This is a genomic window from Streptomyces sp. CA-243310 (assembly GCF_050936775.1).
Lineage (GTDB): Bacteria > Actinomycetota > Actinomycetes > Streptomycetales > Streptomycetaceae > Streptomyces.
This window is the reverse complement of record NZ_JBNJMF010000001.1, coordinates 2712165-2735064: the sequence shown is the minus strand read 5'-3', so window position 1 is coordinate 2735064 and position 22900 is coordinate 2712165. Positions and strand designations below refer to the sequence as shown.

Sequence of the window (22900 nt, the reverse complement as noted above, 5' to 3'; positions counted from 1 at the left end):
GGGCCGCCGCCGCCCCGCCGCACTAAAGTGGGGCGAATGCACCACTCCCCCGCCCCGGCCCCGTACGCCCCCGCCCCTCCGAGCCACGACCCCTGCGTACGGGTCCGGGGCGCCCGGGAGCACAATCTGCGCGGCGTCGACGTGGACATCCCGCGCGACGCGCTCACCGTCTTCACCGGGGTCTCCGGCTCCGGGAAGAGCTCCCTGGCGTTCGGGACGCTCTACGCCGAGGCCCAACGTCGGTACTTCGAGTCCGTGGCCCCGTACGCCCGCCGACTGATCCACCAGATCGGCGCCCCGAAGGTCGACTCCGTCACGGGTCTGCCGCCCGCCGTCTCGTTGGAGCAACGGCGCTCCTCGCCCGGCTCGCGTTCCTCGGTGGGAACGGTGACCCTGCTGTCGAACTCCCTGCGGATGCTGTACTCGCGGGCGGGCACCTACCCCGTCGGCGCCGAACGGCTCGACTCCGACGCCTTCTCCCCCAACACGACCGCGGGCGCCTGCCCTTCCCGTCAGGGACTGGGGCGGGTCCACCACACCGACGAGCAACTCCTCGTACCGGAGCCCGACCTGTCGATCCGTCAAGGCGCCATCGCCGCGTGGCCGGGCGCCTGGCAGGGCAAGAACCTGCGGGACGTCCTGGACGCGCTCGGGTACGACGTCGACCGCCCTTGGCGGGAGTTGGCCGCCGAGGACCGCGAGTGGATCCTGTTCACGCCGGAACAGCCCGTGGTGACCGTGCACCCGGTGCGTGACGCGGACCGCATTCAACGGCCTTACCAGGGCACGTACATGAGCGCGCACCGGTATGTGATGCGGACCTTCTCCGACAGCAAGAGCGCCACCCTCAGGGCCCGGGCGGAGCGATTCCTCACCGATGCGCCCTGCCCGGTGTGCGAGGGGCGCCGGCTTCGCCCCGAGGCCCTCGCGGTGACCTTCGCCGGCCGCACGATCGCCGAGGCGGCGGCGCTCGCACTGACGGACCTGGACGAGGTGCTGGCGTCGACGCCTTCGGAGGGGGAGGCCGCCCGGGTCCTGGTCGAGGACCTGCGGTCGCGCATCGACCCCGTCACCGAGCTGGGACTCGGCTACCTGAGCCTGGACCGCACCGCACCGAGCCTGTCGGCGGGCGAACTCCAACGGCTGCGGCTGGCGACGCAGCTGAGGTCGGGCCTGTTCGGAGTGGTGTACGTCCTGGACGAGCCGTCGGCGGGGCTGCACCCGGCGGACACCGAAGCCCTGTTGAGCGTGTTGGACCGACTGAAAGCCGCCGGGAACACCGTCTTCGTCGTCGAACACCATCTGGACGTGGTGCGCCACGCGGACTGGCTGGTGGACGTCGGGCCGGCGGCCGGCGAGCACGGTGGGCGGGTACTGCACAGCGGACCGCCGGCCGCACTGGCCGACGTGCCCGAATCGGCGACCGCGCGGGCACTGTTCGGGACGCGGGAGCCCGTCGCGCCCCGGCCGCCGCGCACCGCGGGCGCGACGATCAGACTCAGCGGGGTGCGGCGCCACAACCTGCGCGGTGTGGACGCCGAGTTCCCGCTGGGGGTGTTCACCGCCGTCACCGGCGTGTCCGGATCCGGGAAGTCCACGCTCGTGGGGCAGGCGCTCGCCGGGGAGGTCTCCGGGCGACTCGCCGATCCCGACTTCCCCGTACGCCGCCTCGTGGAGGTGGACCAGAAGCCGATCGGCCGGACCCCGCGGTCCAACCTGGCCACGTACACGGGACTGTTCGACGTGGTGCGCCGGCTCTTCACGGCCACCGAGGAGGCGAAGGCGCGCGGCTGGAAGGCCGGCCGGTTCTCGTTCAACGTGCCGGGCGGGCGCTGCGAGACCTGCCAGGGCGAGGGCTTCGTGTCCGTGGAACTGCTGTTCCTTCCGAGTACGTACGCCCCGTGCCCACAGTGCGCGGGCGGCCGCTACAACTCCGAGACGCTGGAGGTCCGCTACCGGGGCCTGGACATCGCGGGGGTGCTCGGCCTGACGGTGGAGGCCGCGGCGGACTTCTTCGCGGAGGTCCCGGCGGCGGCCCGCAGCCTGCGGGCACTGGAGGAGATCGGACTGGGCTACCTGCGGTTGGGCCAGCCCGCGACCGAACTGTCCGGCGGGGAGGCGCAGCGCGTCAAACTGGCGTCGGAGCTCCAGCGCTCGCGCCGTGACCACACCCTGTACCTGTTGGACGAGCCGACCACGGGACTGCACCCCGCCGATGTGCGGGTGCTGATGCGGCAGTTGCACGGCCTGGTGGACGCCGGGCACTCGGTGGTGGTCGTGGAGCACGACATGGCGGTGGTGGCCGGCGCGGACTGGGTCCTCGACATGGGCCCGGGCGGTGGCGCGGCGGGCGGCCGCGTGATCGCGTCGGGAACCCCGCACGAGGTGGCCCGTACGCCCGGCAGCGTCACGGCGGCCTACCTGGCGCGGGCACTCGGCTCCGGGGGCGGGAGCTGACAGCCGCCTCCCGGACGGGCACCGGTACGGCTCAGGCGTCGCCCGGCAGCAGTTGCTGCGGGAGTTCCCGGAAGCTCCACTCGCCCCGACGGCGGGTGAAGATCCAGACGAGGTCGTAACGGTCGGGCCAGAGCGCGGGGACCCCGAGGACGTGGTGCGCGCCGAGGGCGCGGACCAGGCGGGACATGCCCGCGTACTCCCAGCAGACGAGCACGGGCATCCGCGCGGCCAGGGCGGCGCGGGCCAGGCCGGCTTCGGCGCCGATGCCGAACTCGGTGCGGACGGGAGTCTTCAGCGCGGTGGCCAGCGCCTCGACGGTCTGCTTGCAGCGGGCCGGGGCGGGCGGTTTGCCGCCGGTGGCGAAGACGGCCGCCGGCCGGGGCAGCACCGAGCCGCGACTCGGCGGGAAGAGCCGGTGCAGTTCCTCGGCGCGGCGCCATCCCCGGCCGGCCAGGAATCCGGGGTCCTCGTTGCCGTCCTCGTCCTCGCCGACGTCCCCGGCGTACGGCTTCTCCCCGTGCCGGATCACCATCACGACGGCGTCCTCGGCGAGGGCCTGGGGGCCCGGCGCCGGGCCGGTGGGCTCCTCGGAGGCGCAGCCGGCCACCGCGAGCGGGGCGAGGGCGGCGGCCAACAGGGTGCGGCGGCGCGGTCCGGTCCCGACGGGGGCTTCTGGCATGGGGCCCACTGTCCCCCACGCGCCGCGCGCCGCCGGAGCGCGGCGCGACGTACGGCCCGTACGAGCGCCCGGTCGGCGGATCGGCTCAGCCGATCGGCTCAGGCGAATCGGCCAGGCGGATCGGCTCAGGCGGATCGGCTCAGACGGATCGGCTGAGGCCGGGGGAACCGGGGCCGGTCGGCGCGGACCGGCCGGGGGCGCTCGTACGGGGGCTCACACGGACCGGTTCAGCCCTTGCGGACCGCCCGCAGCCACTCCTTGTTCATCGCGGCGATCGACGGCAGCGGGATGCCCTTCGGGCAGGCCGTGGCGCACTCGCCGGTCAGGGTGCAGCCGCCGAATCCCTCGTCGTCCATCCGGGCCACCATGTCGAGGACGCGGGTCTCGCGTTCGGGCGAGCCCTGCGGCAGCACGTTGAGGTGGTTGACCTTGGCCGAGGTGAACAGCATGGCCGAGCCGTTGGGGCAGGCGGCCACGCACGCCCCGCATCCGATGCACTCCGCGTGCTCGAAGGCGTGGTCGGCGGCCGGCTTGGGCACGGCGGTGGCGTGCGCCTCGGGTGCGGCTCCGGTGGGGGCGGTGATGTAGCCGCCGGCCTGGATGATCCGGTCGAAGGCGCTGCGGTCGACGACGAGGTCCTTGACGACCGGGAAGGCCGAGGCCCGCCAGGGCTCGACGTCGATGGTGTCCCCGTCGGCGAAGGAACGCATGTGGAGCTGACAGGTCGTGGTGCGCTCGGGTCCGTGGGCGTCACCGTTGATGACGAGGCTGCAGGCTCCGCAGATGCCCTCGCGACAGTCGTGGTCGAAGGCGACCGGGTCCTCACCGCGCAGGATGAGGTCCTCGTTGAGGGTGTCGAGCATCTCCAGGAACGACATGTCCCGGGAGATCCCGTCGACCTCGTAGGAGGCCATGGCGCCCGGGGTCTCGGGGTTGCGCTGGCGCCAGACGCGCAGGGTGAGCCTCATGCGTAGCTCCGCTGGGTGGGGTGGACGTACTGGAAGACGAGGTCTTCCTTGTGCAGGACGGGTGCGGCGCCGGTGCCCTGGTACTGCCAGGCGGCCACGTATCCGAACTCCTCGTCACGGCGGGCGGCTTCGCCGTCCGGGGTCTGGGACTCCTCGCGGAAGTGCCCGCCGCAGGACTCGGCTCGGTGGAGGGCGTCGAGACACATCAACTCGGCGAGCTCCAGGTAGTCGACGATGCGATTGGCCTTCTCCAGCGACTGGTTGAACTCGGCGCCGCTGCCCGGGACCTTGATCCGCCTCCAGAACTCCTCGCGGATCTCCGGGATGCGGGCCAGCGCCTTGCGCAGACCGGCTTCGGTGCGGGCCATTCCGCAGTACTCCCACATGAGTTCACCGATCTCCCGGTGGAAGGAGTCGGGGGTCCGGTCGCCGTCGACGGCGAGGAGTTTGGCCAGGCAGTCGCGGGTCTCGCGCAGCACCGCGGCGACCTCGGGGTGGTGGTCGTCCAACACGTCGGCGTCGACCTCGGCGTGCCGGCGGGCCAGGTAGTCGTTGATGGTCGAGGGGAGGACGAAGTAGCCGTCGCCCAAACCCTGCATCAGCGCGGAGGCGCCGAGGCGGTTGGCCCCGTGGTCGGAGAAGTTGGCCTCGCCGATCGCGAACAGGCCGGGGACGGTCGTCTGGAGGTCGTAGTCGACCCAGAGTCCGCCCATCGTGTAGTGCACGGCCGGGTAGATCCGCATGGGCACCTCGTACGGGTCCTCCGCGGTGATCCGCTCGTACATGTCGAAGAGGTTGCCGTACTTCTCCGCGACCTTGTCCTTGCCCATGCGGCGGATCGCGTCGGCGAAGTCGAGGTACACGCCCTGTCCGCCGGGGCCGACACCGCGTCCCTCGTCGCAGACGTTCTTCGCGGCGCGGGAGGCGATGTCGCGGGGCACGAGGTTGCCGAAGGAGGGGTAGATCCGCTCCAGGTAGTAGTCGCGCTCCTCCTCGGGGATGTCGGCGGCGGGCCGGTTGTCGCCCTCGGCCGTGGGAACCCAGATCCGTCCGTCGTTGCGCAGCGACTCGCTCATGAGGGTCAGCTTCGACTGGTGGTCGCCGGTGCGCGGGATGCAGGTGGGGTGGATCTGCGTGAAGCAGGGGTTGGCGAAGTGGGCGCCGCGCCGGTGCGCCCGCCAGACGGCCGTCGCATTGGAGTTCATGGCATTGGTGGACAGGTAGAAGACGTTGCCGTAGCCCCCGCTCGCCAGGACCACCGCGTCGGCGTAGTGGGCCTCGATCGCGCCGGTGACCAGGTCGCGGGCCACGATGCCCCGGGCCACGCCGTCGATCGTGATCAGGTCGAGCATCTCGGTGCGGGCGTGCATCTCGACGTTCCCGGCGGCGATCTGCCGGGACAGCGCCTGGTAGGCGCCGAGCAGCAGTTGCTGTCCGGTCTGACCCCGGGCGTAGAAGGTGCGGGAGACCTGGACGCCGCCGAAGGAACGGGTGTCGAGGAGGCCGCCGTACTCGCGGGCGAAGGGAACGCCCTGGGCGACGCACTGGTCGATGATCTCGACGGAGATCTGGGCGAGGCGGTGGACGTTGGACTCCCGGGCGCGGAAGTCGCCGCCCTTGACGGTGTCGTAGAAGAGGCGGTGCACGGAGTCGCCGTCGTTGCGGTAGTTCTTGGCGGCGTTGATGCCGCCCTGCGCGGCGATGGAGTGGGCGCGGCGCGGGGAGTCGGAGAAGCAGAACTGGACGACGTGGTAACCCTGCTCGGCGAGGGTGGCGCCCGCTGCTCCGCCGGCGAGACCGGTACCGACGACGATGACGGTGTGCTTGCGGCGGTTCGCCGGGTTGACGAGTTTGGCCTCGAAGCGGCGGCGGTCCCAGCGTTCGGCGATGGGGCCTTCGGGGGCCTTGGTGTCGGCGATCGGGTCGCCGAGGGTGTAGTCGGCGTAGGGGGTGCTCATGGTCAGCTCACCACTCCGGTCATGACGGCGACGGGGACGGACACGAAGCCCGCGAAGAGGACGAGGGCCAGGGCGTCGGCCAGGAACTTCAGGGCCCGGTCGCGCCGGGCGTTGCCGGCGCCGAGGGTCTGGGCGGCGCTCCAGAAGCCGTGGCGGACGTGCAGACCGAGGGCCGCCATCGCCACGATGTAGATGGTGTTGCCGTACCAGGTGGAGAAGGTGGACAGCACGTTCTCGTAGGGGTGGCCGGCCCAGGCGCGCTCGTTGACGGTGAGCGTGGTGAGGTCGAGGAGGTGCCAGACGATGAACAGGGCGAGGATGATTCCGCCCCATCGCATGGTGCGGGTGGCATAGCTCGCGCGCCGGCGCTTGTGGGCGTACTTGACGGGGCGCGCCTTGATGTCGCGGCGGCTGAGCTGGTACGCGCAGACCGCGTGGGCGACGACGGCGGCGACCAGTACGAGGCGGACGATCCACAGGGCCCACTCGTGGTGGAGGAACGGGGAGCCGAGCGTGCGCAGCCAGTGGGCGTAGCCGTTGAACTCGTCCGCACCGAAGAAGATCTTGAGGTTGCCGAGCATGTGGACGACGAGGTAGCCGAGCATGATCAGCCCGGAGACCGCCATCACGGACTTCTTGCCGACGGTGGAGTCCCAGAGCGTGCGCGGGGTGGACGGCCGTCGATCCGTCCGGGTTGCCAATGCCATGACATCGACGGTAGGGACGAAGGTCCCGAAAGGTCCAAGACATGGTGAAGCTGATGTCGATAGGGATTGTCTATGTGGGGGCTACCCTGGGGCGATGCAGTTCCAGCAGCTCGTGTACTTCGTGGCCGTTGCCGAGACCCGGCATTTCACCCGCGCGGCAGAGCGTGAACACGTGGCGCAGCCTTCGCTCTCCCAGCAGATCAAAGCGTTGGAAAGGGAGCTGGGGGCCGAACTCTTCAGCAGGGCGCGCGGCAACATCGCGCTCACCGACGCGGGCGAGGCCCTGTTGCCGCTGGCCCGACGCATCCTCGCGGACGCCGACACGGCACGGCTGGAGGTGCAGGAACTGGCGCAGCTGCGGCGCGGGCGGGTGCGCCTCGGGGCCACGCCGAGCGTGTGCACGGGGCTGCTGCCGGGCGTACTGCGGGCCTTCCACTCCGCCCATCCCGGGATCGAGTTGCTGATCGAGGAGAGCGGCTCGCTGGACCTCGTACGGGAGTTGGCGCGAGGGGTCTTGGACCTGGCTCTCGTCTCGCTGCCGCTGCCGCCGTCGGCGCCTGCCCTGACCACGATGGAGTTGTTGACGGAGGACCTGGTCGTGGTCTCCTCGGCCGACCTTCCGCCGCCGGCGGGAGGCGGCCCGCTGACGATCTCCGCGTTGCGGGACGAGCCGATGGTGATGTTCCGACACGGCTACGACCTGCGCGACCTGACGGTGGCGGCCTGCCGGGCGGCGGGCTTCGAGCCGGTGTTCACGGTGGAGGGCGGCGAGATGGACGCGGTGCTCGGCTTCGTCCGCGCGGGTCTGGGGCTCGCGGTGGTACCGGCCATGGTGGTCGCCCACGGCGGCCCCGGATTGCGTGCCACCCCTCTGGCGGGCTCCCCCCTGCGCCGCACGATCGCCCTGGCCCACCGCACGGACGTCGCCCCACCCCGCGCGGCCCGGGAACTCAAGCGCATGCTGCTGAACTGACCGGCTCACCCGGGGCGCGGAGGCGGTCGCCTGTCGGGGTCCGGAAGAGGGCGGCCGGGGGTCGGAGGCGGGTCCGGGGGCTGGGGGCCCGGAAGGGGGCGGCCGGGGGTCGGGGCCGGGGGCCGGGGCTGGGCGGCTGGGGCCGGGGTCGGAGGCGGGTCCGGGGGCCGAGGGTGGGGGCGGGTCCGGGGGCCGGGGGCGGAGGCGGCTCGGGCTCGTGGCCGGCCCCATGCGGGCCGGGGAGGGCGGCCGGGCACGAGCGCCCTCGAACCCAGACGACCGACAGCGACGGCATACGGACCGGGGCAGCGGGGCTCGACCGGGGTATGCGGGCGGCGACACACGGGCCGGGGGCGAGACGCACGACCGAGAGCGACGGGCGCGGCGGCCCGGGACGCTGGGGTACGACTGAGAGCGACGGCACACGGACCGGGGGGCCAAGGCGCACAGTCGGGGCGGCGACACACAGGCCGGAGGCGGACGCGCGGCCGGGGCGACGGTGCGCTCAGACGCGTCTGGACAGGGTGGCGTCGAGGCCCTCGGCCAGCATCCCGAAGGCCTGGTCGGCATCGGCGACGGCAGCCGGGTAGGCGTCGTCCGCAGTCACGCCCGAGGCGATACGGGCCCAGTTCGCCCGCCCCAGCCCTTGACGCACCGCCACCAGATGGGTGGCCGCCATCCGGGCGGCGAGCGGCGCGACGGACTCCCCCTCCAGGACTTCCGCGAGCAGTTCCACCTCACGGGCCGTGTAGTGGGCCATGCGGCCCTCCAGGCTCGCCGTGGAATACAGCAGCCCCTGGAACGCGAGGACGTCCGGATGGTCACAGAGGCCGGTGATCGGATCTCGCTCCGCGAGACCCGCCAGGAAGTGCGCGTGCAGGGCGCCCGCCGGGGTCCGGTCTCCCTCCCGATCGCGCACGATGCGAGCCGCCTCGTCCTGGTGGTCCGCGAAGCGGTCGAGGATCAGATCCTCCTTGCTCGGGAAGTACCGGAACAGCGTGGGTTTGGAGACCTCGGCCGCGGCGGCCACATCCGCCACCGAAACGGCGTCGAAGCCTCGTTCCAGGAAGAGTTCCAGCGCCGTGGCCGCCAGCCTCTGACGCGTACGCAGTTTCTTGCTCTCACGGAGACCTGTCGTGTTTTCCATGTCACACACCGTACACACGAGACGTAACCGAGTCAAATCTTTGACTGGGTTGCTTTTTTGCCCGGGAGCCGCTTTCCTTGAGTCATCGACGACAAGCGGCGACGAGAGGGCCTCCGATGACCGACGTTCTGATTGCGGGTTCCGGCCCGACCGGCTTGACGCTCGCCTGCGACCTGGCGCGCCGCGGCGTTGCCGTGCGGGTCATCGACCAGCGCACTTCACCGCACCACGAGTCTCGCGGCAAGTCCCTGAACCAGGACGGCCTCAAGGTCCTGACGGACCTCGGCGTCGCCGGGCGACTGGCGGCCGTCGGCATTCCGAACCTGACCTTCCGCAAGTACTTCGACGGCGCCCATGTCAATGACACCCCCGTCCCCGAGTTCCTGTTCATGGGTCAGTGGCAGATCGAGACGGTGCTGCGCGAGCGGCTCGCCGAGTTCGGCGTGCACGTCGAGTACGGCGCCGGGCTCACGGCCGTGCGTCAGGACACCGCCGGGGTCGAGGCGGAACTGGCCGACGGACGGGTGATTCGGGCCGGTCATCTCGCGGGGTGTGACGGCGGACGCAGCACGACCCGCACCCTCCTCGGGATCCCCTTCGAGGGCACGAGCGAGGAGGAACAGGCGATGGTGATCGGCGACGTGACGGCACCGGGGCTCGGTCGGGACGTCTGGCACCAGTGGTTCACCTCGGACGGCGGGGTCATGATGCTCTGCCCGATACCGGAGACGGACACCTTCCAGCTTCAGGCCTCCCGGGAGCGCGACGAGCACGGCCGGCCGCTGCCACCCTCGTTGGAGAGCTTCCAGCGGCTCTTCGACCGGCACGCCCGGATGCCGGGGATACGACTCGGGGAAGCCACCTGGCTGTCGACCTGGCGGGTCAACGTTCGCATGGCAACCCGGATACGCCAGGGCCGCGTCTTCCTCGCGGGGGACGCGGCGCACGTCCAACCGATCGCCGGGGGGCTGGGCATGAACACCGGGATCCAAGACGCGGCGGCGCTGGCCCGCACACTGGCCGCGGCCCTCGGCGAAGAGCCCGGACCCGCCCGGGAGGCGGCTTTCGGCGCATACGAGGCGGAGCGACTTCCGGCGGCGGCCGAGGTCTTGACCGAGACCGTCCGACGACACCGGCGGGTGCTGGCCGCCGTGCGCACGGCGGGCAACGGTACGGAGTCCGGCCGGGGCTGACCTTCCCCGCGAACCGCCAGGGGCGCCCCGGCGGTCGCGTCCCGCCCACACCCACGCCCACACCCCCGGACCCGGCCCCAGACCCGCACCCGCACCCGCACCCGCACCCGCACCCGCACCCGCACCCCGAACGACGGCCCCGCGGCGCCCGCCCCCGCACTGCTGAACACGGGCGCAAGAGGCCGCACGACCGACACCGCCGACACCGCCACGGGGAAGCCCGGGTGGGGCGTCGGATGGGATCCCACCGGGCCTGCGGCGCCCGGCGGCGCGGGTGTCAGGGAGTGGGGACCGCGTCCGAGAGGGAGAGCGTGTGGATGCGATCGGGGGCGCCGGGGCGGGCGTAGTACCAGCCCTGCGCGGTGTCGCAGCCGAGGTCCCGCAGTTGGGCGGCCTGGGCCCCGGTCTCCACGCCCTCGACGGTCACGGCGAGTTCGAGACTGTGGGCCAGGGCCACGATCCCCTCGACGATCTTGACGTCGACGGGGTTGGCCGGTTGGTGCTGCATCCCCTGGGTGAAGGAGCGGTCCAGCTTCAGGACGCTGACCGGGAGGCGGCGCAGGTTGGCCAGGTTGGAGTAGCCGGTGCCGAAGTCGTCGAGGGCGATGTCCACGCCGAGTGCCGCGAGCCGGCGCAGCGGTTCGAGGAGTTCGTCGTCGGCTCCGATCAACGCCGACTCGGTGACCTCCAGGCACAGCGCGCCCGGGGCCAGTCCGGAGGCCTCCAGCACCCGGACGGTGTCGGCGACCAGGCCGGGGTGGTGGAGCTGGGTCGGCGACAGGTTGACGTTGATCCGCAGGGCCGAGCCGCCGTACTGGCGCTGCCAGTTGCAGGCTTGTCGGACGGACTCCTCCAGGACCCAGCGGCCGAGGGGCACGATCAGTCCGGTGCGCTCGGCCAGCGGGATGAAGCGGTCCGGGCCGAGCACTCCGTACTGCGGGTGCGACCAGCGCACCAGGGCCTCCGCGCCGTGGACGCTGCCGTCGTGCATGTGCACCAGCGGCTGGTACTCGATGAAGAACTCGCCGCGTTCCAGCGCCGCCGGGAGGGCGTTGGTCAGTCCGTGGCGGGTGATGGCGCGGGCGTCGGCCTCCTCGTCGGCGAACTCGAAGCGGTTCCCGCCGGCCGCCTTGGCCCGGTACATCGTGATGTCGGCGCTGCGCAGCACCTCCGCCGGGGTGCGTTCGCCCGCCGGTCCCTCGACGATGCCGATGCTGCCCCGGACGGTCAGCTCCCGGCCCTCCAGCCGGATCGGGGTGGAGAGTGCGGAGAGGATGCGGACCGCCAGTTCCGTCACCTTCTCCTCGGTGTCGGACCCGGTGGTCAGCGCGACGAACTCGTCGCCGCCGAGACGCGCGACGACCTCGCCGGGCCCGGTCGCACAGCTCTCCAGCCGGTCGGCGACCTCCACCAGCAGTCGGTCACCGGCCGAGTGTCCGAGACTGTCGTTGACCGCCTTGAAGCCGTCGAGGTCCAGGTAGCACAGGCCGAAGCGGCTGCCACCGGCCCCGTTGAGGGCCTTCTCCAGGCGCTCGAAGAAGAGCGTCCGGTTGGGCAGGCCGGTCAGGGCGTCGTGGGTGGCCTCGTAGCGCAGCCGCAGGTTGAGCAGCCGGCGCTCGGTGGTGTCCTCCATGAGGGCCAGTTGGTACTGCGGCCGTCCCTCGGCGTCGCGCAACAGCGACACCGTCAGGTTGGTCCACAGCACCGTTCCGTCGTGCCGGTAGTAGGGCTTCTCCACCCGGTAGTGCTCGCGCTCCCCGCGCACCAGCTCGCCGTACATCCGCCAGACGTGCGGGGTGTCGTCGGGGTGACCCCAATCGCTGACGTTGCGGCCCCGGACGTGTCCTTCGAGGCCGCCGAACATCTGCAGCAGGGTGTCGTTGACCTCCAGCACGTTGCCCTGGAGGTCCGCGATGCCGATGCCGATCGCGGCGCCCTCGAAGACGGCCCGGAAGCGGGCCTCGCTCGCGTGCAGTGCCTTCTGGGCGTCGATGCGGGCGGTGAGGGCGGAGCGGGCGATGGCCTCCTGCTCCTTGAGGGTGCGTTCGCGCAGCGCCCGGGCGAATCCGGCCGCGATGCCGTGCTGGAGCCTGGCGCAGCGGGCCCGGTACTCCTCGGTACCCTCGACTCCGGCGCCGTCCGGGCCGCAGTAGAGGACGAGGTACGACTCGACCACGCCGAGGGTCCCGGCCAGGGCCTCCGGGTCGGTGCAGTGCACGGCGACGAGTTCGGCGCCGACCCGCTGGGCGATGGCCGCGTCGAAAGGGCGCGCGTGGAGTGCCTCGGTGAGGGTACGGGTGAGCGGGACGAGGTGTCGTTCGAACTCCGGCCGGGTCAGCGACGTGGCGGTGACCGGGAAGATGGCGCGTCCCCAGATCGTCGCGAAGCGCGCGATCCGGTCCTCCAACCCGCTGCGCAGTTCTCCCACGGGCGCCCGGCCCGCGCGCGGACCGGGCGGCGGCTTGTCCTCGCTCGGGGGTTCCTTCGGATGCTTCCCGGCTCCGGCGCCCGGCTGGAGGGCCGGGGCCGGGGTGGCGGAGTGCGGAGTGGGAGCCGGGAGTCTCACGCCTTGCGTCCCACGCCGCCGAAGCCCGAGAAGGCGTACGGGTCCTCCGGTGTCTCGCCGTCGGCCGGCGAGTCGGCGCGGTCGGGGCGCCAGTCCGGCATGGAGACCAGGCCGGGTTCGACCCATTCGAAGCCGTCGAAGAAGCGGCTGACCTCCTGGTGGTCGCGCATCACGAGCGGGTTGCGGATGTCCCGGTAGACACCGACCGCCCCGCCCGCGACCTCCTGCGACAGCGGAATGCCCTCGTAAGAGGCGTGGGTGAGGATCAGCAGGCTGCCCGGGGCCAGCGCGTCGCGCAGTTGCGCGACGGCGGCGTACGGGTCGTCCGAGTCCTCGAGGAAGTGCAGGACGGCGACGAGCAGCAGCGCCACCGGGCGTTCGAAGTCGATCAGTCGGCCGACCTCGGGGGCGGCGAGGATCTCCTGCGGTTTGCGCAGGTCGGCTGCGAGGACTCCGGTGAGTTCGTCCCCGGCCAGGACGGCCTGGCTGTGCGCGACGGCCACCGGGTCGTGGTCGACGTAGACGACGCGCGCCTCGGGGCTGGCGGCTCGGGCGATCTCGTGGACGTTGCCGAAGGTCGGGATGCCGGAGCCGATGTCGAGGAACTGGGTGACGCCCTCGGAGACGGCGTGTCGGACGGCCCGCCGCATGAATGCCCGGTTGGCCTGCATGATCTTGGGGAGACCCGGCAGGAATTCCATGGCGCGCCGGGCGGCCTGGCGGTCGACCTCGAAATTGTGCGAGCCGCCCAGGTAGTAATCGTAGATGCGGGACACGCTCGGCACCGATATGTCGATGCCTGGCGGGGCCCAGGCGGGGCGCTCCATCGGGGTCTCCAAGCGGTAGTCGTGCCGTGGTCCGTCGAGGGTCCGCCCGGGGGTCGGACTCCTGTCCGAGCCGAATGTACTGATCATTGCCCAACGGAGCGAGCAAAAGCGGAAATTGGCGATCCGTTCTTGGTCACACACCAAAGCCAGGAACGGGTCCCTCCGGGGGCTTTGAGCGAAACCGACAAATACCTTTTGGGAATTGACCGATCGGTAACCTGACACGACCGAAGACTGGCTCAAACCTCTATGCTCTGAACTCCGCCCGTTCAGGCGAACCAGAGCCGACCTTCACGTGCGCGGGCGCGCGCGGGCCCATGCTCCCGGGGTGAACAGAGCCTGTGCCCGGCGCCTGCTGGCGGTCCCGGTCCTGCTGTGGGCGGCCTTGTCCGCCACGCCGGCCGTGGCTGATAGCCGCGCCTACGCGACGATCGACACCGGGGACGGCGCGACCGCCGTCAGGGCGTTCGTGGCCTCCGACAAGGGCGGGGGCGGGGCCGGCCGAGGTGGCGCACATCACGAAAACAGCCACGCCGCCGGCCGTGGAAACGACCGGGGGAACAGCGAGGGACCCGACCGCGGGAACGAACGCGGGAACGAACGCGGAAACGGTCGCGGTCATGGTCACGACGGGCACCACGGCGGAGGCCATCACGGGGGCCATCACGGTGGGTACCACTGCCCGCCCCCACCTCCCCCGCCCTGCCCGCCGAAGCCGACGCCCACACCGACCCCCACTCCGACACCCACGCCCACCCCGCCACCGCCGAAGCCCACCCCGCCGCCGAAGCCCAAGCCCACCCCGCCGCCTCCCGCACCGCCCGAGCCGGCCCCCGAGCCGCCCCCGAAGCCCGCCCCCGAACCGGTGCCCAAGCCGGCGGCACCCGCGCCTCCGGTCCTCGTGGTCCACAAGCCGGCGGCCCCGCCGCCGCCGAAACCCGCACCGGAGCCGGCGCCCACCCCCGTGGTGACCCCGCCGCCCGCACAGCCCAAGGTCGTCGCCCGGCCGACCTACCACGCCATGACCCGCAAGCCGGTCGAGCACCACATCTCGCCGGTCACCTTCACCCTCATGACCGCGGCTCCCGCGGTGCTCGCGATCGTCGCGCTGCGCCCGCGCTGACCCGCCCTCGGTCCTTTCCCTACCCCTTGTCTTGGAGTCATCTTGTCGGAATGGCTCGTCCTGTCCCTCGCGATGGCAGCGGCCTGCGCCGTGGTGCTGTCCATCGCCTTCTTCAATCACCGGCGGATCGGCGACGACGACGATCCGAACGAGACCCCGGACGTCATCGAGTACATGACGATGATGATCGGGGTGATCTACGCGATCGTCCTGGGCCTGGCCATCGCGGGCGTCTGGGAGGGCCGCGGGGCCGCCCAGGAATACGTGCGCCAGGAATCGCAGGCCCTGCACGAGATCAGCGTCCGATCCGAGGTGTATCCGCCTGACGTCCGCAAGAAGATCCGCTCCGACGTCGACGCGTATGTGACGCACGTGGTCGACACGGAGTGGACGCGGATGGCGGAGAACGGTGAACTCACCGATCAGAGCGCACAGTTGTTGGAGCGCATTCGCCGGGACGTGACCGACTACGAGCCGCGGACCGACCACGAGGGGCAGGCCTACCAGCCTCTGGTCGACCAGGTCGCGCTGGTGGACGACGCCCGCAACGCCCGCGGCCAGAGCGCCGGGGCCACCATGCCCGGTGTGGTGTGGTTCGGGCTGATCGCCGGCGCCCTGGTGACGGTCGGGTTGATCTTCACCCTCCAGATCCGGCGCTCGTTCCGCGAGATGCTGCTGGCGGGGCTCTTCAGCGCCCTGATCGCCTTCCTGCTCTTCCTGATCTGGGACTTCGACGCACCGTTCGGGCGGGGCATCGCGGCGACCGCGGAACCCTTCCTCGCCCAGTTCCCGCATCTGGGCCTGGAGAACTGACGGGGCACCGCAGCCCGGCGTCCGTCGGCAAACCGGGGACGGGCCTCCCGTCCCCGGTTCGGCCTACCGGCATGCCCCATTCGCCCGTTCCTGATCGCGGGTCACCGCCCCCGCACCTAGCGTGGCGAGCATCGAGGCGCACGACCCCCCACGTGCGGAAACCGTTCCGCGGCTGCTCCTCGGGGATCCGGAGAAACTCCATGGGTGCGATACGCAGCTCCGCCACTGCCCTGCTGAGCGCCGGTGCCACGGGTACCGCTCTCGCGCTCGGCGCCCTGGGCGCGCCCGCCGCCTCCGCGGCCGAGGCCGCGCCCATCACCTCGTTCGGCTTCGCCATCACCCCCTCGACCGTCACGCCCGGCGGTCAGGCGGTGCTCTCCGTCAGCGGCTGCGATTCGGCGTTCGCCACCGCCTCCTCCGGCGTCTTCGACACCGTCAGCATCGCCCGCGGCCAGACCGCGCGGGTCACCGTGGACCGGGACGCGCGGGTCGGGGCCCTGTACTCCGTCTCCTTCACCTGCAACGGGGAGACCGGGTCCGCCGACCTGACGATCGCCGGTGGCACGGCCCGGCCCACCACCAGTTCCACCGTGGGCGTCCGCCGCACGCCGGCCCCGATCCCGCCCCCGCCGCCCGCCGTCGCTCCCACCCGGACGCCGACCCGGACGTCCGGCGTCACGCCCACCCGGTCCGTGTCCCGCCCCGCCTCCAGCTCCCCCGGACTCGGTGTCCGAGGCGGACTCGGCGGCAGCGTGGCCGGCATGGACCCCGTGGAGTTGGGCCTGGGCGCGGCCCTGGTGCTCGCCGGCGCGGCCGGTACCACGTACGCCCTGCGCCGGCGCCGCTCGGCCCGCGGCCACTGACCCACTCGCAACGGACTCCGTCCCGCCCGGCCCGTGCGCACCACCCGTACCGCCCGTACACACCTCCCGTTCCACGTACCCGACAACCGCCGGTCGCCCCGAGTCCTGGTCAGGACTTCGGGGCGACCGGCGGTTCCGGGACGACCGGGGAGCGGGGCCGGTCAGACCCGGCCGGCGAGCGGACGGCGACGGCGCAGCACGTGGACGCCGGCCCCGAGGGCGGCGGCGCTGATGAGCCCCGCACCGATGGCGGTCTCGGTGGCGGACGGGCCGAAGGAGCCGCCCAGGCCGCCCTGCGCACCGCGCCCGTCGAGGATCGTGAAGCGGTGCGTGGCCACGAGGCTGTTGTCGTGGCACTTGACGGACAGCGTCTGGTGGCCGGGAGACGCGTGGTTGAAGATGCGGACGGTCGCGAACCCGATGGAACCGGCCGACAGGTTCGTCTGCGGAAAGTTGCCGTGCGACCAGACCGTGCCACCGTGGCCGCAGCCGGCCGCGCTGACCTGCATCGTGGCGCCCTGGTGGACGGAGTACGGGTTGACCGTGACGTTGCTTGGGCCGTTGCCGCCGCCTGATGGCGGCCCGCCGGCCGGGTTCGCCGAGGCGAACGGAATCCCGAGACCGACGACGGCGAACGCCGCGGCGGTCACGGCAAGAGCGCGAGAAGCACGCATGGTGGAACCTCCAGCGGAAAGCGCCCCGGAGCGGTCGCCCGGGAAGATCGACGAGAACGCCTCCCATCACGAACCCTCGGGTCGGCTCGCAACCAGCGCATTTCCGGCTTTGGGCCGCCCGGTTGAGCGACACGCCGAAGCGCGGACATCTCATCTGACGGATCCGCAGGTCACGACCCGTCAGGCATTTATGTGACGATTACCTGGATGGCCGCACCCCGTCCGGCGGCACCACCCGTTCGCCCCTCCCCGATCGCCGTCTCGCGCATGCACCCTTAGCGTGCGTGAAGTAGGGCGTACCGGGGAGGGACTGGAACGCGGGTCGGGACCCCCGCGTCGGGAAGGGAGAGCCATGACCGAGGACGAAAGTGAGCAGCGACCGAGGAGGTACTCCCCCTGGGGTGCGCTCGCGCTGGTCCTGCTCACCGGCCTCGCCATGATGCGCAACGGCGTGGACTTCGAGGGCGGGCCGCCACAGCCCGCCGCCGCGGCGGCGGTCGGGGCGCATACCGACCGACTGCCGGCAGCACCGCCCGCGCCGCCCGCGGACATGGAGGTGTTGGAGCACTCGTCGGTCCAGCGCATCCGGATTCCCGGGATCAGCGTGGACGCGCCGGTGATGACGGTCGGGCTGGACGCGACGGGCTGGATCGACGCCCCGCCGCCGGCGGATCCGAACCTGGCCGGCTGGTACCTCAACGGGATCTCGCCGGGTCAGCGCGGGTCCGCCGTGATCGTGGGTCACGTGGACAACGCGCAGGGTCCGGCCGTCTTCTACGGTCTGGGGTCGGTCCGCAAGGGCAGCCGCATCGAGGTGGAGCGGTACGACGGGCGCACGGCCGTGTTCGAGGTGTACGGCGTGGAGGTCTTCTCCAAGGACGCCTTCCCCGGAGCCCGGGTGTACGGGGACACCGGGCACGCGGAACTCCGGGTGATCACCTGTGGCGGCGGCTACTCGAAGGCCCGGGGCTACGACGGCAACGTGGTCGTCTTCGCCCGGATGGTGGAGGCCCGCTGAGCAGTCGATCGACGTCGACGCGTCGACGCCGCGCGGGGCATCCTCAGCGCGGCGGCGACGCGGGCAGCGTCGGCAGGGTCATCCGGTAGCCCCGCGCGAGCAGTTGGGGCAGGTAGGTGGCGAGTGCCTGGACGCTCTGCGCGCGGTTTCCGCCCGCGTCGTGGTTCAGCACGATCACCCCGGGTCCGGCGCCCTTGAGGACGCGCGAGACGATGGTCGTGGTGCCGGGTTCCGTCCAGTCCAGGGAGTCCACGGTCCAGGCCAGCGGCTCCATGCCCAGGTCGGCCCCGATCTCGAACGCGGCCCTGTTCCAGGCCCCGTACGGCGCCCGGAACCACTTGGGTGCCTCGCCCACCGCTTGGTGGACGACCTCGCTCGTGCGTCCGATCTCGGAAGTGAGGGCGGGGCGGGTGAGTTGGGGGATCAGCGGGTGGGTCCAGGTGTGGTTGCCGATGACGTGCCCCTCGGCAACCATGCGACGCAGCAGGTCGCGGTTGTCGGTGGCCATCTCCCCGCAGACGAAGAACATGGCGCGGACCTGGTACCGGGCGAGGGTGTCGAGGATCCCGGGGGTGTAGCGGGGGTCGGGGCCGTCGTCGAAGGTGAGCACCATGGCGGCGGCCGTGCCCGGGTCGGCCGGCAGTCCCTCGATGGGGCGGGTGCGGACGGCGGGCTTCGCGACGGCCGGACGCACGGGTGAGTCGGAGGTCATGGGGGCCAGCCGGTACGAGGTGGGGGGCGGGCCCTGGGGCAGGCGGGCGGGCGGGCCTGCGGCGGGTCCGGGGCCGGCGGCCGGGGCCGGGCCGGCGGTTCTCGGGACCTGTGTGTCGGTCTCGCCCCCGGTCAGCAGCCCGGAGGCGGCGGCGACTCCGAGGAAGACGGCGCTGCGCAGGAGCACGCGTCGCCCTACTGTCGGTTCGTCATTTTTCATTCTTACTACGTATCAACGACATCGTCGAAGATGTCGAGAGGCGCGGGAGCGCTTCCTCCCCCTCACCCGCACGGACCAGCCGAGGCCGGACGGGTCAGCCGCGTCCGGCCCCGTCAGCCGCGGCGCACCAGCGGGAACGGGAGCGTCTCGCGGATCGTCAGACCCGTGAGGAACATGACGAGTCGGTCGACGCCGATGCCCAGCCCCCCGGTCGGCGGCATCGCGTACTCCAACGCGTCCAGGAAGTCGTTGTCGAGTTCCATCGCCTCCGGGTCGCCGCCCGCCGCCAACAGCGACTGCGCGGTGAGTCGGCGGCGCTGTTCCACGGGGTCGGTGAGTTCCGAGTAGGCGGTGCCCAGTTCGGTGCCGAAGGCCACCAGGTCCCAGCGTTCGGCGAGTCTGGGGTCCTTGCGGTGCTGTCGGGTCAGTGGGGAGACGTCGGTGGGGAAGTCCTTGTAGAAGGTGGGGAGCTTGGTCCGCTCCTCCACCAGCCGCTCGTACATCTCCAGCACCACGTCGCCGCGGGTGTTCTCGGGGGTGTGCGGGACCGACGCGCGGTCGCACAGCCGGCGCAGCACGTGTTCCTCGGTGTCGGCGTCGACCTCCTCGCCGAGTGCCTCGCTGATCGCCCCGTACATCGTCTTGACCGGCCAGGTCCCGGAGATGTCGTGGACGACGAGCTTGCCGTCGGCGTCCGCCTTGTGGGCGATGGGAGAGCCGTAGGCGGCGGTGGCGGCGCCCTGGATGAGTTCGCGGGTGAGGTCGAGCATCACGTCGTAGTCGGCGAACGCCTGGTACGCCTCCAACATCGTGAACTCGGGGTTGTGTTTGTAGGAGACGCCCTCGTTGCGGAAGGTGCGGCCCATCTCGAAGACCTTCTCCATGCCGCCGACGCAGAGCCGCTTCAGGTACAGCTCGGGTGCGATGCGCAGGTACAGGTCGAGGTCGTAGGCGTTGATGTGGGTGCGGAACGGCCGGGCGTTCGCCCCGCCGTGGATCTGCTGGAGCATCGGGGTCTCGACCTCCAGGTAGCCGCGGTCCAGCAGTCCCTGACGCAGGGCCTGGACGGCGCTGGAGCGGGCGCGTACGACGTCCCGGGCCTCCGGGCCGGCGATGAGGTCGAGGTAGCGCCGGCGCACGCGCGCCTCGGGGTCGGCGAGACCCTTGCGCTTGTCGGGCAGCGGTCGCAGGCATTTTCCGGTGAGCTGCCAGGAGGTGACCACGACGGACAGCTCGCCGGTCCTGCTGGTGCCGACCTCCCCGGAGACCACGACCTGGTCGCCGAAGTCGACCTGGGAGGTGAAGGAGTCCAGTACCTCCGCTCCGGCCTCGTCCCGTGTGAACATCAGCTGGGTGTCGCCGGTCCAGTCGCGCAGCACGGCGAAGACCACGCCGCCGAGGTCGCGTACCACCATGAGGCGGCCGGCGAGGGTCACCTCCTCGCCGGTCCGGGCTCCGGGCGGGTAGCCGGGGTGGGCGGCCTTCAGCTGTGCGACGGTGTGGGTGCGCTGTCGGATGCCGACCGGGTAGGGGTCGGTGCCGGCGGCCCGGATCCGGTCCAGCTTGGCGTGGCGGACCCGCACCTGCTCGGGCAGTCGTTCGGCGGGGGCGCCCTGGCCGGGCTCCCCCGCCGATTCCAGTCCCAGGGAGTCGATGGAGGGCAGACCCACGGTGCTGGACGGGGCGGTGAGGCCCTTGGGGTGGCCGTTGCCCCACAGGGTGCGCATGCGCGGTACGGAGACGAAGCCCTCGGCGATGCCGGAGGCGAGGCTGACCCGGGCGAGCGAGCCGGCGTCCTGGTAGCAGAGGAATCGGGGGTACCACTCGGGGCCGTACTTGACGTTGGAGCGGTAGAGGGCCTCCAGCTGCCACCAGCGGGAGAAGAACAGCAGCAGTCTGCGCCACAGCCGCAGGATCGGGCCGGCGCCGATCCGGCCGCCCTCCTCGAACGCGGACCGGAAGACGGCGAAGTTCAGGGAGATCCGGCGTACTCCCAGGCCGGGCGCGGCGGCGCACAGCTGGGCGACCATGAACTCCATGACCCCGTTGGGCGCGGAGCGGTCGCGGCGCATCAGGTCGAGGGAGATGCCGTCCTTGCCCCAGGGGACGAAGGACAGCAGGGCGATCAGCTCGCCCTTGTCGTCGAGGGCCTCGACCAGCAGGCAGTCTCCGTCGGCGGCGTCGCCGAGCCGGTCCAGGGCCATCGAGAAGCCTCGTTCGGTCTCGGTGTCGCGCCATGTGTCGGCCCGATCCACGATCATCTGCATCTCGTCCTCGGAGAGGGCGGAGTGGCGTCGGATGATCGTGGTGGCGCCCGCGCGGCGGACCCGGTTGACGGCCTGCCGGGTGACGCGCATGTCGCGGCCGTCGAGGTCGAAGTGGGCGACTTGCAGGATGGCCTCGTCGCCGAGTTGCAGGGCGCCGAGCCCGGAGCGGGCGTACGCGGTCGCCCCGTCCTCGGAGGCGCCCATGACGGCGGGCTGCCAGCCGTAGCGGCCGGCGACCGCCAGCCAGGCGTTGATGGCCGGGGTCCAGGCCGCCGGGTCGCCGACCGGGTCGCCGCTGGCGAGGCAGACGCCCGCCTCCACGCGGTAGGTCACGGCGGCCTTGCCGCTGGGGGCGAACACGACGGCCTTGTCCCGGCGGGTGGCGAAGTAGCCGAGGGAGTCGGCGCGTCCGTACGCGCCGAGGAGGGCGCGGATGCGGGCCTCCTCGTCGCCGTGGAGGGCGGCGGTCAGCCGCTGGGAGCGGAAGAGGGTGGCGGCCGCGTTCAGCAGGGCGAGGGCGCCGAACAGGCCGAGCAGGAAGTAGAGGGGGCGGGGCGGGCGGCCGTCGAACTGGCGGGCGGAGAAGAGTCCGCCGAACACCTGCTTGGCGGCCCAGTCGAGCCACTGCCCCTTGGGCAGGGTGCCGGGGAACAGTGCGACCAGGCCCCAGCCGAGGAGGACGGCGGCGAGCAGTCCGAGGCCCAGCACGAGCAGGGCCCGCCACAGGGCGCCGGGGCGGGAGGCGGCGTAGAACTCCTGGCGGGCGGCGATCAGGACGACGAGGGCCGCGACGGAGATGCCCATCGAGATCCCGCCGACCCCGTAGTCCCCGTCCGCGATGATCAGGACGTCGACGAGGATCAGCAGGGCCAGATAGGTGACGACGATCCACCACGCGACCCGCTTGCGCATGCCGAGGGCGGCGGCCAGCAGGAAGAGGAAGACGGCGTACGCGAGGTTCTCGCTGACGGGCACCACGTACTCGTCGAGGAAGCGCACGATGTGCCGCAGGAGTCTGCGCAGCGTCGGGGAGAGCGCCAGCAGGGCGCAGAACAGGCCGAGCGCCCCGAAGAACGCTCCGAACGCGTCGGGAACCCGGTTGAGGAAGCGGTTCCGGGTTCCGCGTGTCTCCTCCACGGTGGCACTCATGGTTCGCACTGTAGGGAGGCCGGTGCCGCTCCGCGCGGCGAGGCGGCTAGCCTCGGAGGCGTGACAGAGCACGTGAACACGGGATTCGAGCGCGGTACGGACGGTCCGAAGGTGATCCTGGCCGGGGTCGACGGGTCGGAGTCCTCGCTCCGGGCGGCGGCCTACGCGGCGGGGCTGGCCCGGCGGCAGAACGCGCTGCTGGCGTTGGTGTACGTCCAGCCGGTGATGCAGGCGGGTGCCTCGTTGGGCGCGCCGGTGGCGGATGCGACCGGGGAGATCGCCGAGGGCATCGTCGCGGAGATCCGCGCCTCGGCGGAACGGCTCAAGGGCATCTTCGAGGTGCGCTGGCAGTTCCACACGTTCCGCGGGGACCCGTACGCGGGCCTGGTGAGCGCCGCGGAGGAGCTGACGGCGGACGCGGTGGTGGTGGGCGCCTCCGAGCAGGCCGGACACCGGATCATCGGCTCGGTGGCGGTCCGGTTGGTCAAGGCGGGCCGTTGGCCCGTCACCGTCGTGCCGTAGCCCGACCGCTGCGACCCGGCCCGGTCCGGGTCACCCGGTCCACCGCGCGTCACCCGGTCCACCGC

18 protein-coding genes are annotated in these 22900 nt (G+C 72.0%); 8 read left to right on the top strand and 10 right to left on the bottom strand.

The annotated features are described in order from the left end of the window. Positions 1–36: 36 nt before the first annotated feature. Positions 37–2457 (top strand): ATP-binding cassette domain-containing protein, encoded by a 2421-nt coding sequence (locus ACQEVM_RS12360; RefSeq protein ID WP_433077871.1) that lies wholly within the window; start codon positions 37–39, stop codon positions 2455–2457. 31 nt (positions 2458–2488) lie between these two features. On the opposite strand, the gene ACQEVM_RS12355 is transcribed toward ACQEVM_RS12360, so the two are convergent. The 4 genes from ACQEVM_RS12355 to ACQEVM_RS12340 all read right to left on the bottom strand — a co-directional run bounded on the left by ACQEVM_RS12355 (position 2489) and on the right by ACQEVM_RS12340 (position 6769). Next, the gene (locus tag ACQEVM_RS12355) at positions 2489–3136 is read right to left on the bottom strand and encodes a histidine phosphatase family protein (RefSeq protein ID WP_433077869.1); all 648 of its coding nucleotides are present in this window, start codon (positions 3134–3136) and stop codon (positions 2489–2491) included. A 227-nt stretch (positions 3137–3363) separates the two neighbouring features. Beyond that, positions 3364–4104: a succinate dehydrogenase/fumarate reductase iron-sulfur subunit gene (locus tag ACQEVM_RS12350; protein WP_351913236.1), complete on the bottom strand. Its 741-nt coding sequence runs from the start codon at positions 4102–4104 to the stop codon at positions 3364–3366. Beyond that, positions 4101–6062: a fumarate reductase/succinate dehydrogenase flavoprotein subunit gene (locus tag ACQEVM_RS12345; protein ID WP_433077866.1), complete on the bottom strand. Its 1962-nt coding sequence runs from the start codon at positions 6060–6062 to the stop codon at positions 4101–4103. The genes ACQEVM_RS12350 and ACQEVM_RS12345 overlap by 4 nt, the downstream gene beginning before the upstream one ends. Before the next feature lie 2 nt (positions 6063–6064). Then, complete coding sequence (locus ACQEVM_RS12340) at positions 6065–6769, bottom strand: succinate dehydrogenase (RefSeq protein WP_433077864.1); 705 nt, start codon at positions 6767–6769, stop codon at positions 6065–6067. 94 nt (positions 6770–6863) lie between these two features. On the opposite strand from ACQEVM_RS12340, the gene ACQEVM_RS12335 reads away from it, so the two are divergent. Further along, entirely contained in the window at positions 6864–7742 is an 879-nt protein-coding gene (locus tag ACQEVM_RS12335) for a LysR family transcriptional regulator (RefSeq protein ID WP_433077862.1), read from the top strand. Between the two features lie 505 nt (positions 7743–8247). On the opposite strand, the gene ACQEVM_RS12330 is transcribed toward ACQEVM_RS12335, so the two are convergent. Beyond that, positions 8248–8889 (bottom strand): TetR/AcrR family transcriptional regulator, encoded by a 642-nt coding sequence (locus ACQEVM_RS12330; protein WP_433077860.1) that lies wholly within the window; start codon positions 8887–8889, stop codon positions 8248–8250. A gap of 116 nt (positions 8890–9005) precedes the next feature. On the opposite strand from ACQEVM_RS12330, the gene ACQEVM_RS12325 reads away from it, so the two are divergent. Further along, the gene (locus tag ACQEVM_RS12325; protein WP_433077858.1) at positions 9006–10082 is read left to right on the top strand and encodes an FAD-dependent monooxygenase; all 1077 of its coding nucleotides are present in this window, start codon (positions 9006–9008) and stop codon (positions 10080–10082) included. Positions 10083–10359: 277 nt separating this feature from the next. On the opposite strand, the gene ACQEVM_RS12320 is transcribed toward ACQEVM_RS12325, so the two are convergent. Continuing rightward, the gene (locus tag ACQEVM_RS12320) at positions 10360–12510 is read right to left on the bottom strand and encodes a putative bifunctional diguanylate cyclase/phosphodiesterase (RefSeq protein ID WP_053676985.1); all 2151 of its coding nucleotides are present in this window, start codon (positions 12508–12510) and stop codon (positions 10360–10362) included. A gap of 134 nt (positions 12511–12644) precedes the next feature. After that, complete coding sequence (locus ACQEVM_RS12315; protein WP_433079975.1) at positions 12645–13475, bottom strand: SAM-dependent methyltransferase; 831 nt, start codon at positions 13473–13475, stop codon at positions 12645–12647. A gap of 865 nt (positions 13476–14340) precedes the next feature. On the opposite strand from ACQEVM_RS12315, the gene ACQEVM_RS12310 reads away from it, so the two are divergent. The 3 genes from ACQEVM_RS12310 to ACQEVM_RS12300 all read left to right on the top strand — a co-directional run bounded on the left by ACQEVM_RS12310 (position 14341) and on the right by ACQEVM_RS12300 (position 16274). After that, positions 14341–14598 (top strand): hypothetical protein, encoded by a 258-nt coding sequence (locus ACQEVM_RS12310; protein WP_433077856.1) that lies wholly within the window; start codon positions 14341–14343, stop codon positions 14596–14598. 42 nt (positions 14599–14640) lie between these two features. Continuing rightward, complete coding sequence (locus ACQEVM_RS12305; RefSeq protein WP_433077854.1) at positions 14641–15411, top strand: DUF4239 domain-containing protein; 771 nt, start codon at positions 14641–14643, stop codon at positions 15409–15411. Between the two features lie 200 nt (positions 15412–15611). Next, entirely contained in the window at positions 15612–16274 is a 663-nt protein-coding gene (locus ACQEVM_RS12300; protein ID WP_433077852.1) for a hypothetical protein, read from the top strand. Between the two features lie 161 nt (positions 16275–16435). Here the strand turns inward: ACQEVM_RS12300 and ACQEVM_RS12295 are convergent, their stop codons facing one another. Next, positions 16436–16948, bottom strand: a complete 513-nt coding sequence (locus tag ACQEVM_RS12295; protein WP_351386199.1) for a hypothetical protein — start codon at positions 16946–16948, stop codon at positions 16436–16438. 352 nt (positions 16949–17300) lie between these two features. On the opposite strand from ACQEVM_RS12295, the gene ACQEVM_RS12290 reads away from it, so the two are divergent. Further along, a complete protein-coding gene (locus tag ACQEVM_RS12290; protein WP_433077850.1) occupies positions 17301–17966 on the top strand; it encodes a class F sortase in 666 nt (221 codons plus the stop codon). Positions 17967–18009: 43 nt separating this feature from the next. On the opposite strand, the gene ACQEVM_RS12285 is transcribed toward ACQEVM_RS12290, so the two are convergent. Together ACQEVM_RS12285 and lysX are read right to left on the bottom strand one after the other, a co-directional pair. Next, positions 18010–18897 carry a polysaccharide deacetylase family protein gene (locus ACQEVM_RS12285; protein ID WP_433077848.1) on the bottom strand — a complete coding sequence of 296 codons (888 nt, stop codon included), beginning with the start codon at positions 18895–18897 and terminating at the stop codon, positions 18010–18012. A 113-nt stretch (positions 18898–19010) separates the two neighbouring features. Then, positions 19011–22313 carry a bifunctional lysylphosphatidylglycerol synthetase/lysine--tRNA ligase LysX gene (lysX, locus tag ACQEVM_RS12280; protein ID WP_433077846.1) on the bottom strand — a complete coding sequence of 1101 codons (3303 nt, stop codon included), beginning with the start codon at positions 22311–22313 and terminating at the stop codon, positions 19011–19013. Between the two features lie 60 nt (positions 22314–22373). Between lysX and ACQEVM_RS12275 the strand changes: the two genes are divergently transcribed. Then, positions 22374–22835, top strand: a complete 462-nt coding sequence (locus ACQEVM_RS12275; RefSeq protein WP_053682435.1) for a universal stress protein — start codon at positions 22374–22376, stop codon at positions 22833–22835. Positions 22836–22900: the final 65 nt, after the last annotated feature.

Coding starts and splice junctions, on each gene's coding strand:
- ACQEVM_RS12315 (WP_433079975.1), bottom strand. CDS start 13,475: ATGGAGCGCCCCGCCTGGGCCCCGCCAGGCATCGACATATCGGTGCCG.
- ACQEVM_RS12295 (WP_351386199.1), bottom strand. CDS start 16,948: ATGCGTGCTTCTCGCGCTCTTGCCGTGACCGCCGCGGCGTTCGCCGTC.
- ACQEVM_RS12360 (WP_433077871.1), top strand. CDS start 37: ATGCACCACTCCCCCGCCCCGGCCCCGTACGCCCCCGCCCCTCCGAGC.
- ACQEVM_RS12335 (WP_433077862.1), top strand. CDS start 6,864: ATGCAGTTCCAGCAGCTCGTGTACTTCGTGGCCGTTGCCGAGACCCGG.
- ACQEVM_RS12300 (WP_433077852.1), top strand. CDS start 15,612: ATGGGTGCGATACGCAGCTCCGCCACTGCCCTGCTGAGCGCCGGTGCC.
- ACQEVM_RS12330 (WP_433077860.1), bottom strand. CDS start 8,889: ATGGAAAACACGACAGGTCTCCGTGAGAGCAAGAAACTGCGTACGCGT.
- ACQEVM_RS12285 (WP_433077848.1), bottom strand. CDS start 18,897: ATGAAAAATGACGAACCGACAGTAGGGCGACGCGTGCTCCTGCGCAGC.
- ACQEVM_RS12350 (WP_351913236.1), bottom strand. CDS start 4,104: ATGAGGCTCACCCTGCGCGTCTGGCGCCAGCGCAACCCCGAGACCCCG.
- ACQEVM_RS12345 (WP_433077866.1), bottom strand. CDS start 6,062: ATGAGCACCCCCTACGCCGACTACACCCTCGGCGACCCGATCGCCGAC.
- ACQEVM_RS12325 (WP_433077858.1), top strand. CDS start 9,006: ATGACCGACGTTCTGATTGCGGGTTCCGGCCCGACCGGCTTGACGCTC.
- lysX (WP_433077846.1), bottom strand. CDS start 22,313: ATGAGTGCCACCGTGGAGGAGACACGCGGAACCCGGAACCGCTTCCTC.
- ACQEVM_RS12340 (WP_433077864.1), bottom strand. CDS start 6,769: ATGGCATTGGCAACCCGGACGGATCGACGGCCGTCCACCCCGCGCACG.
- ACQEVM_RS12290 (WP_433077850.1), top strand. CDS start 17,301: ATGACCGAGGACGAAAGTGAGCAGCGACCGAGGAGGTACTCCCCCTGG.
- ACQEVM_RS12355 (WP_433077869.1), bottom strand. CDS start 3,136: ATGCCAGAAGCCCCCGTCGGGACCGGACCGCGCCGCCGCACCCTGTTG.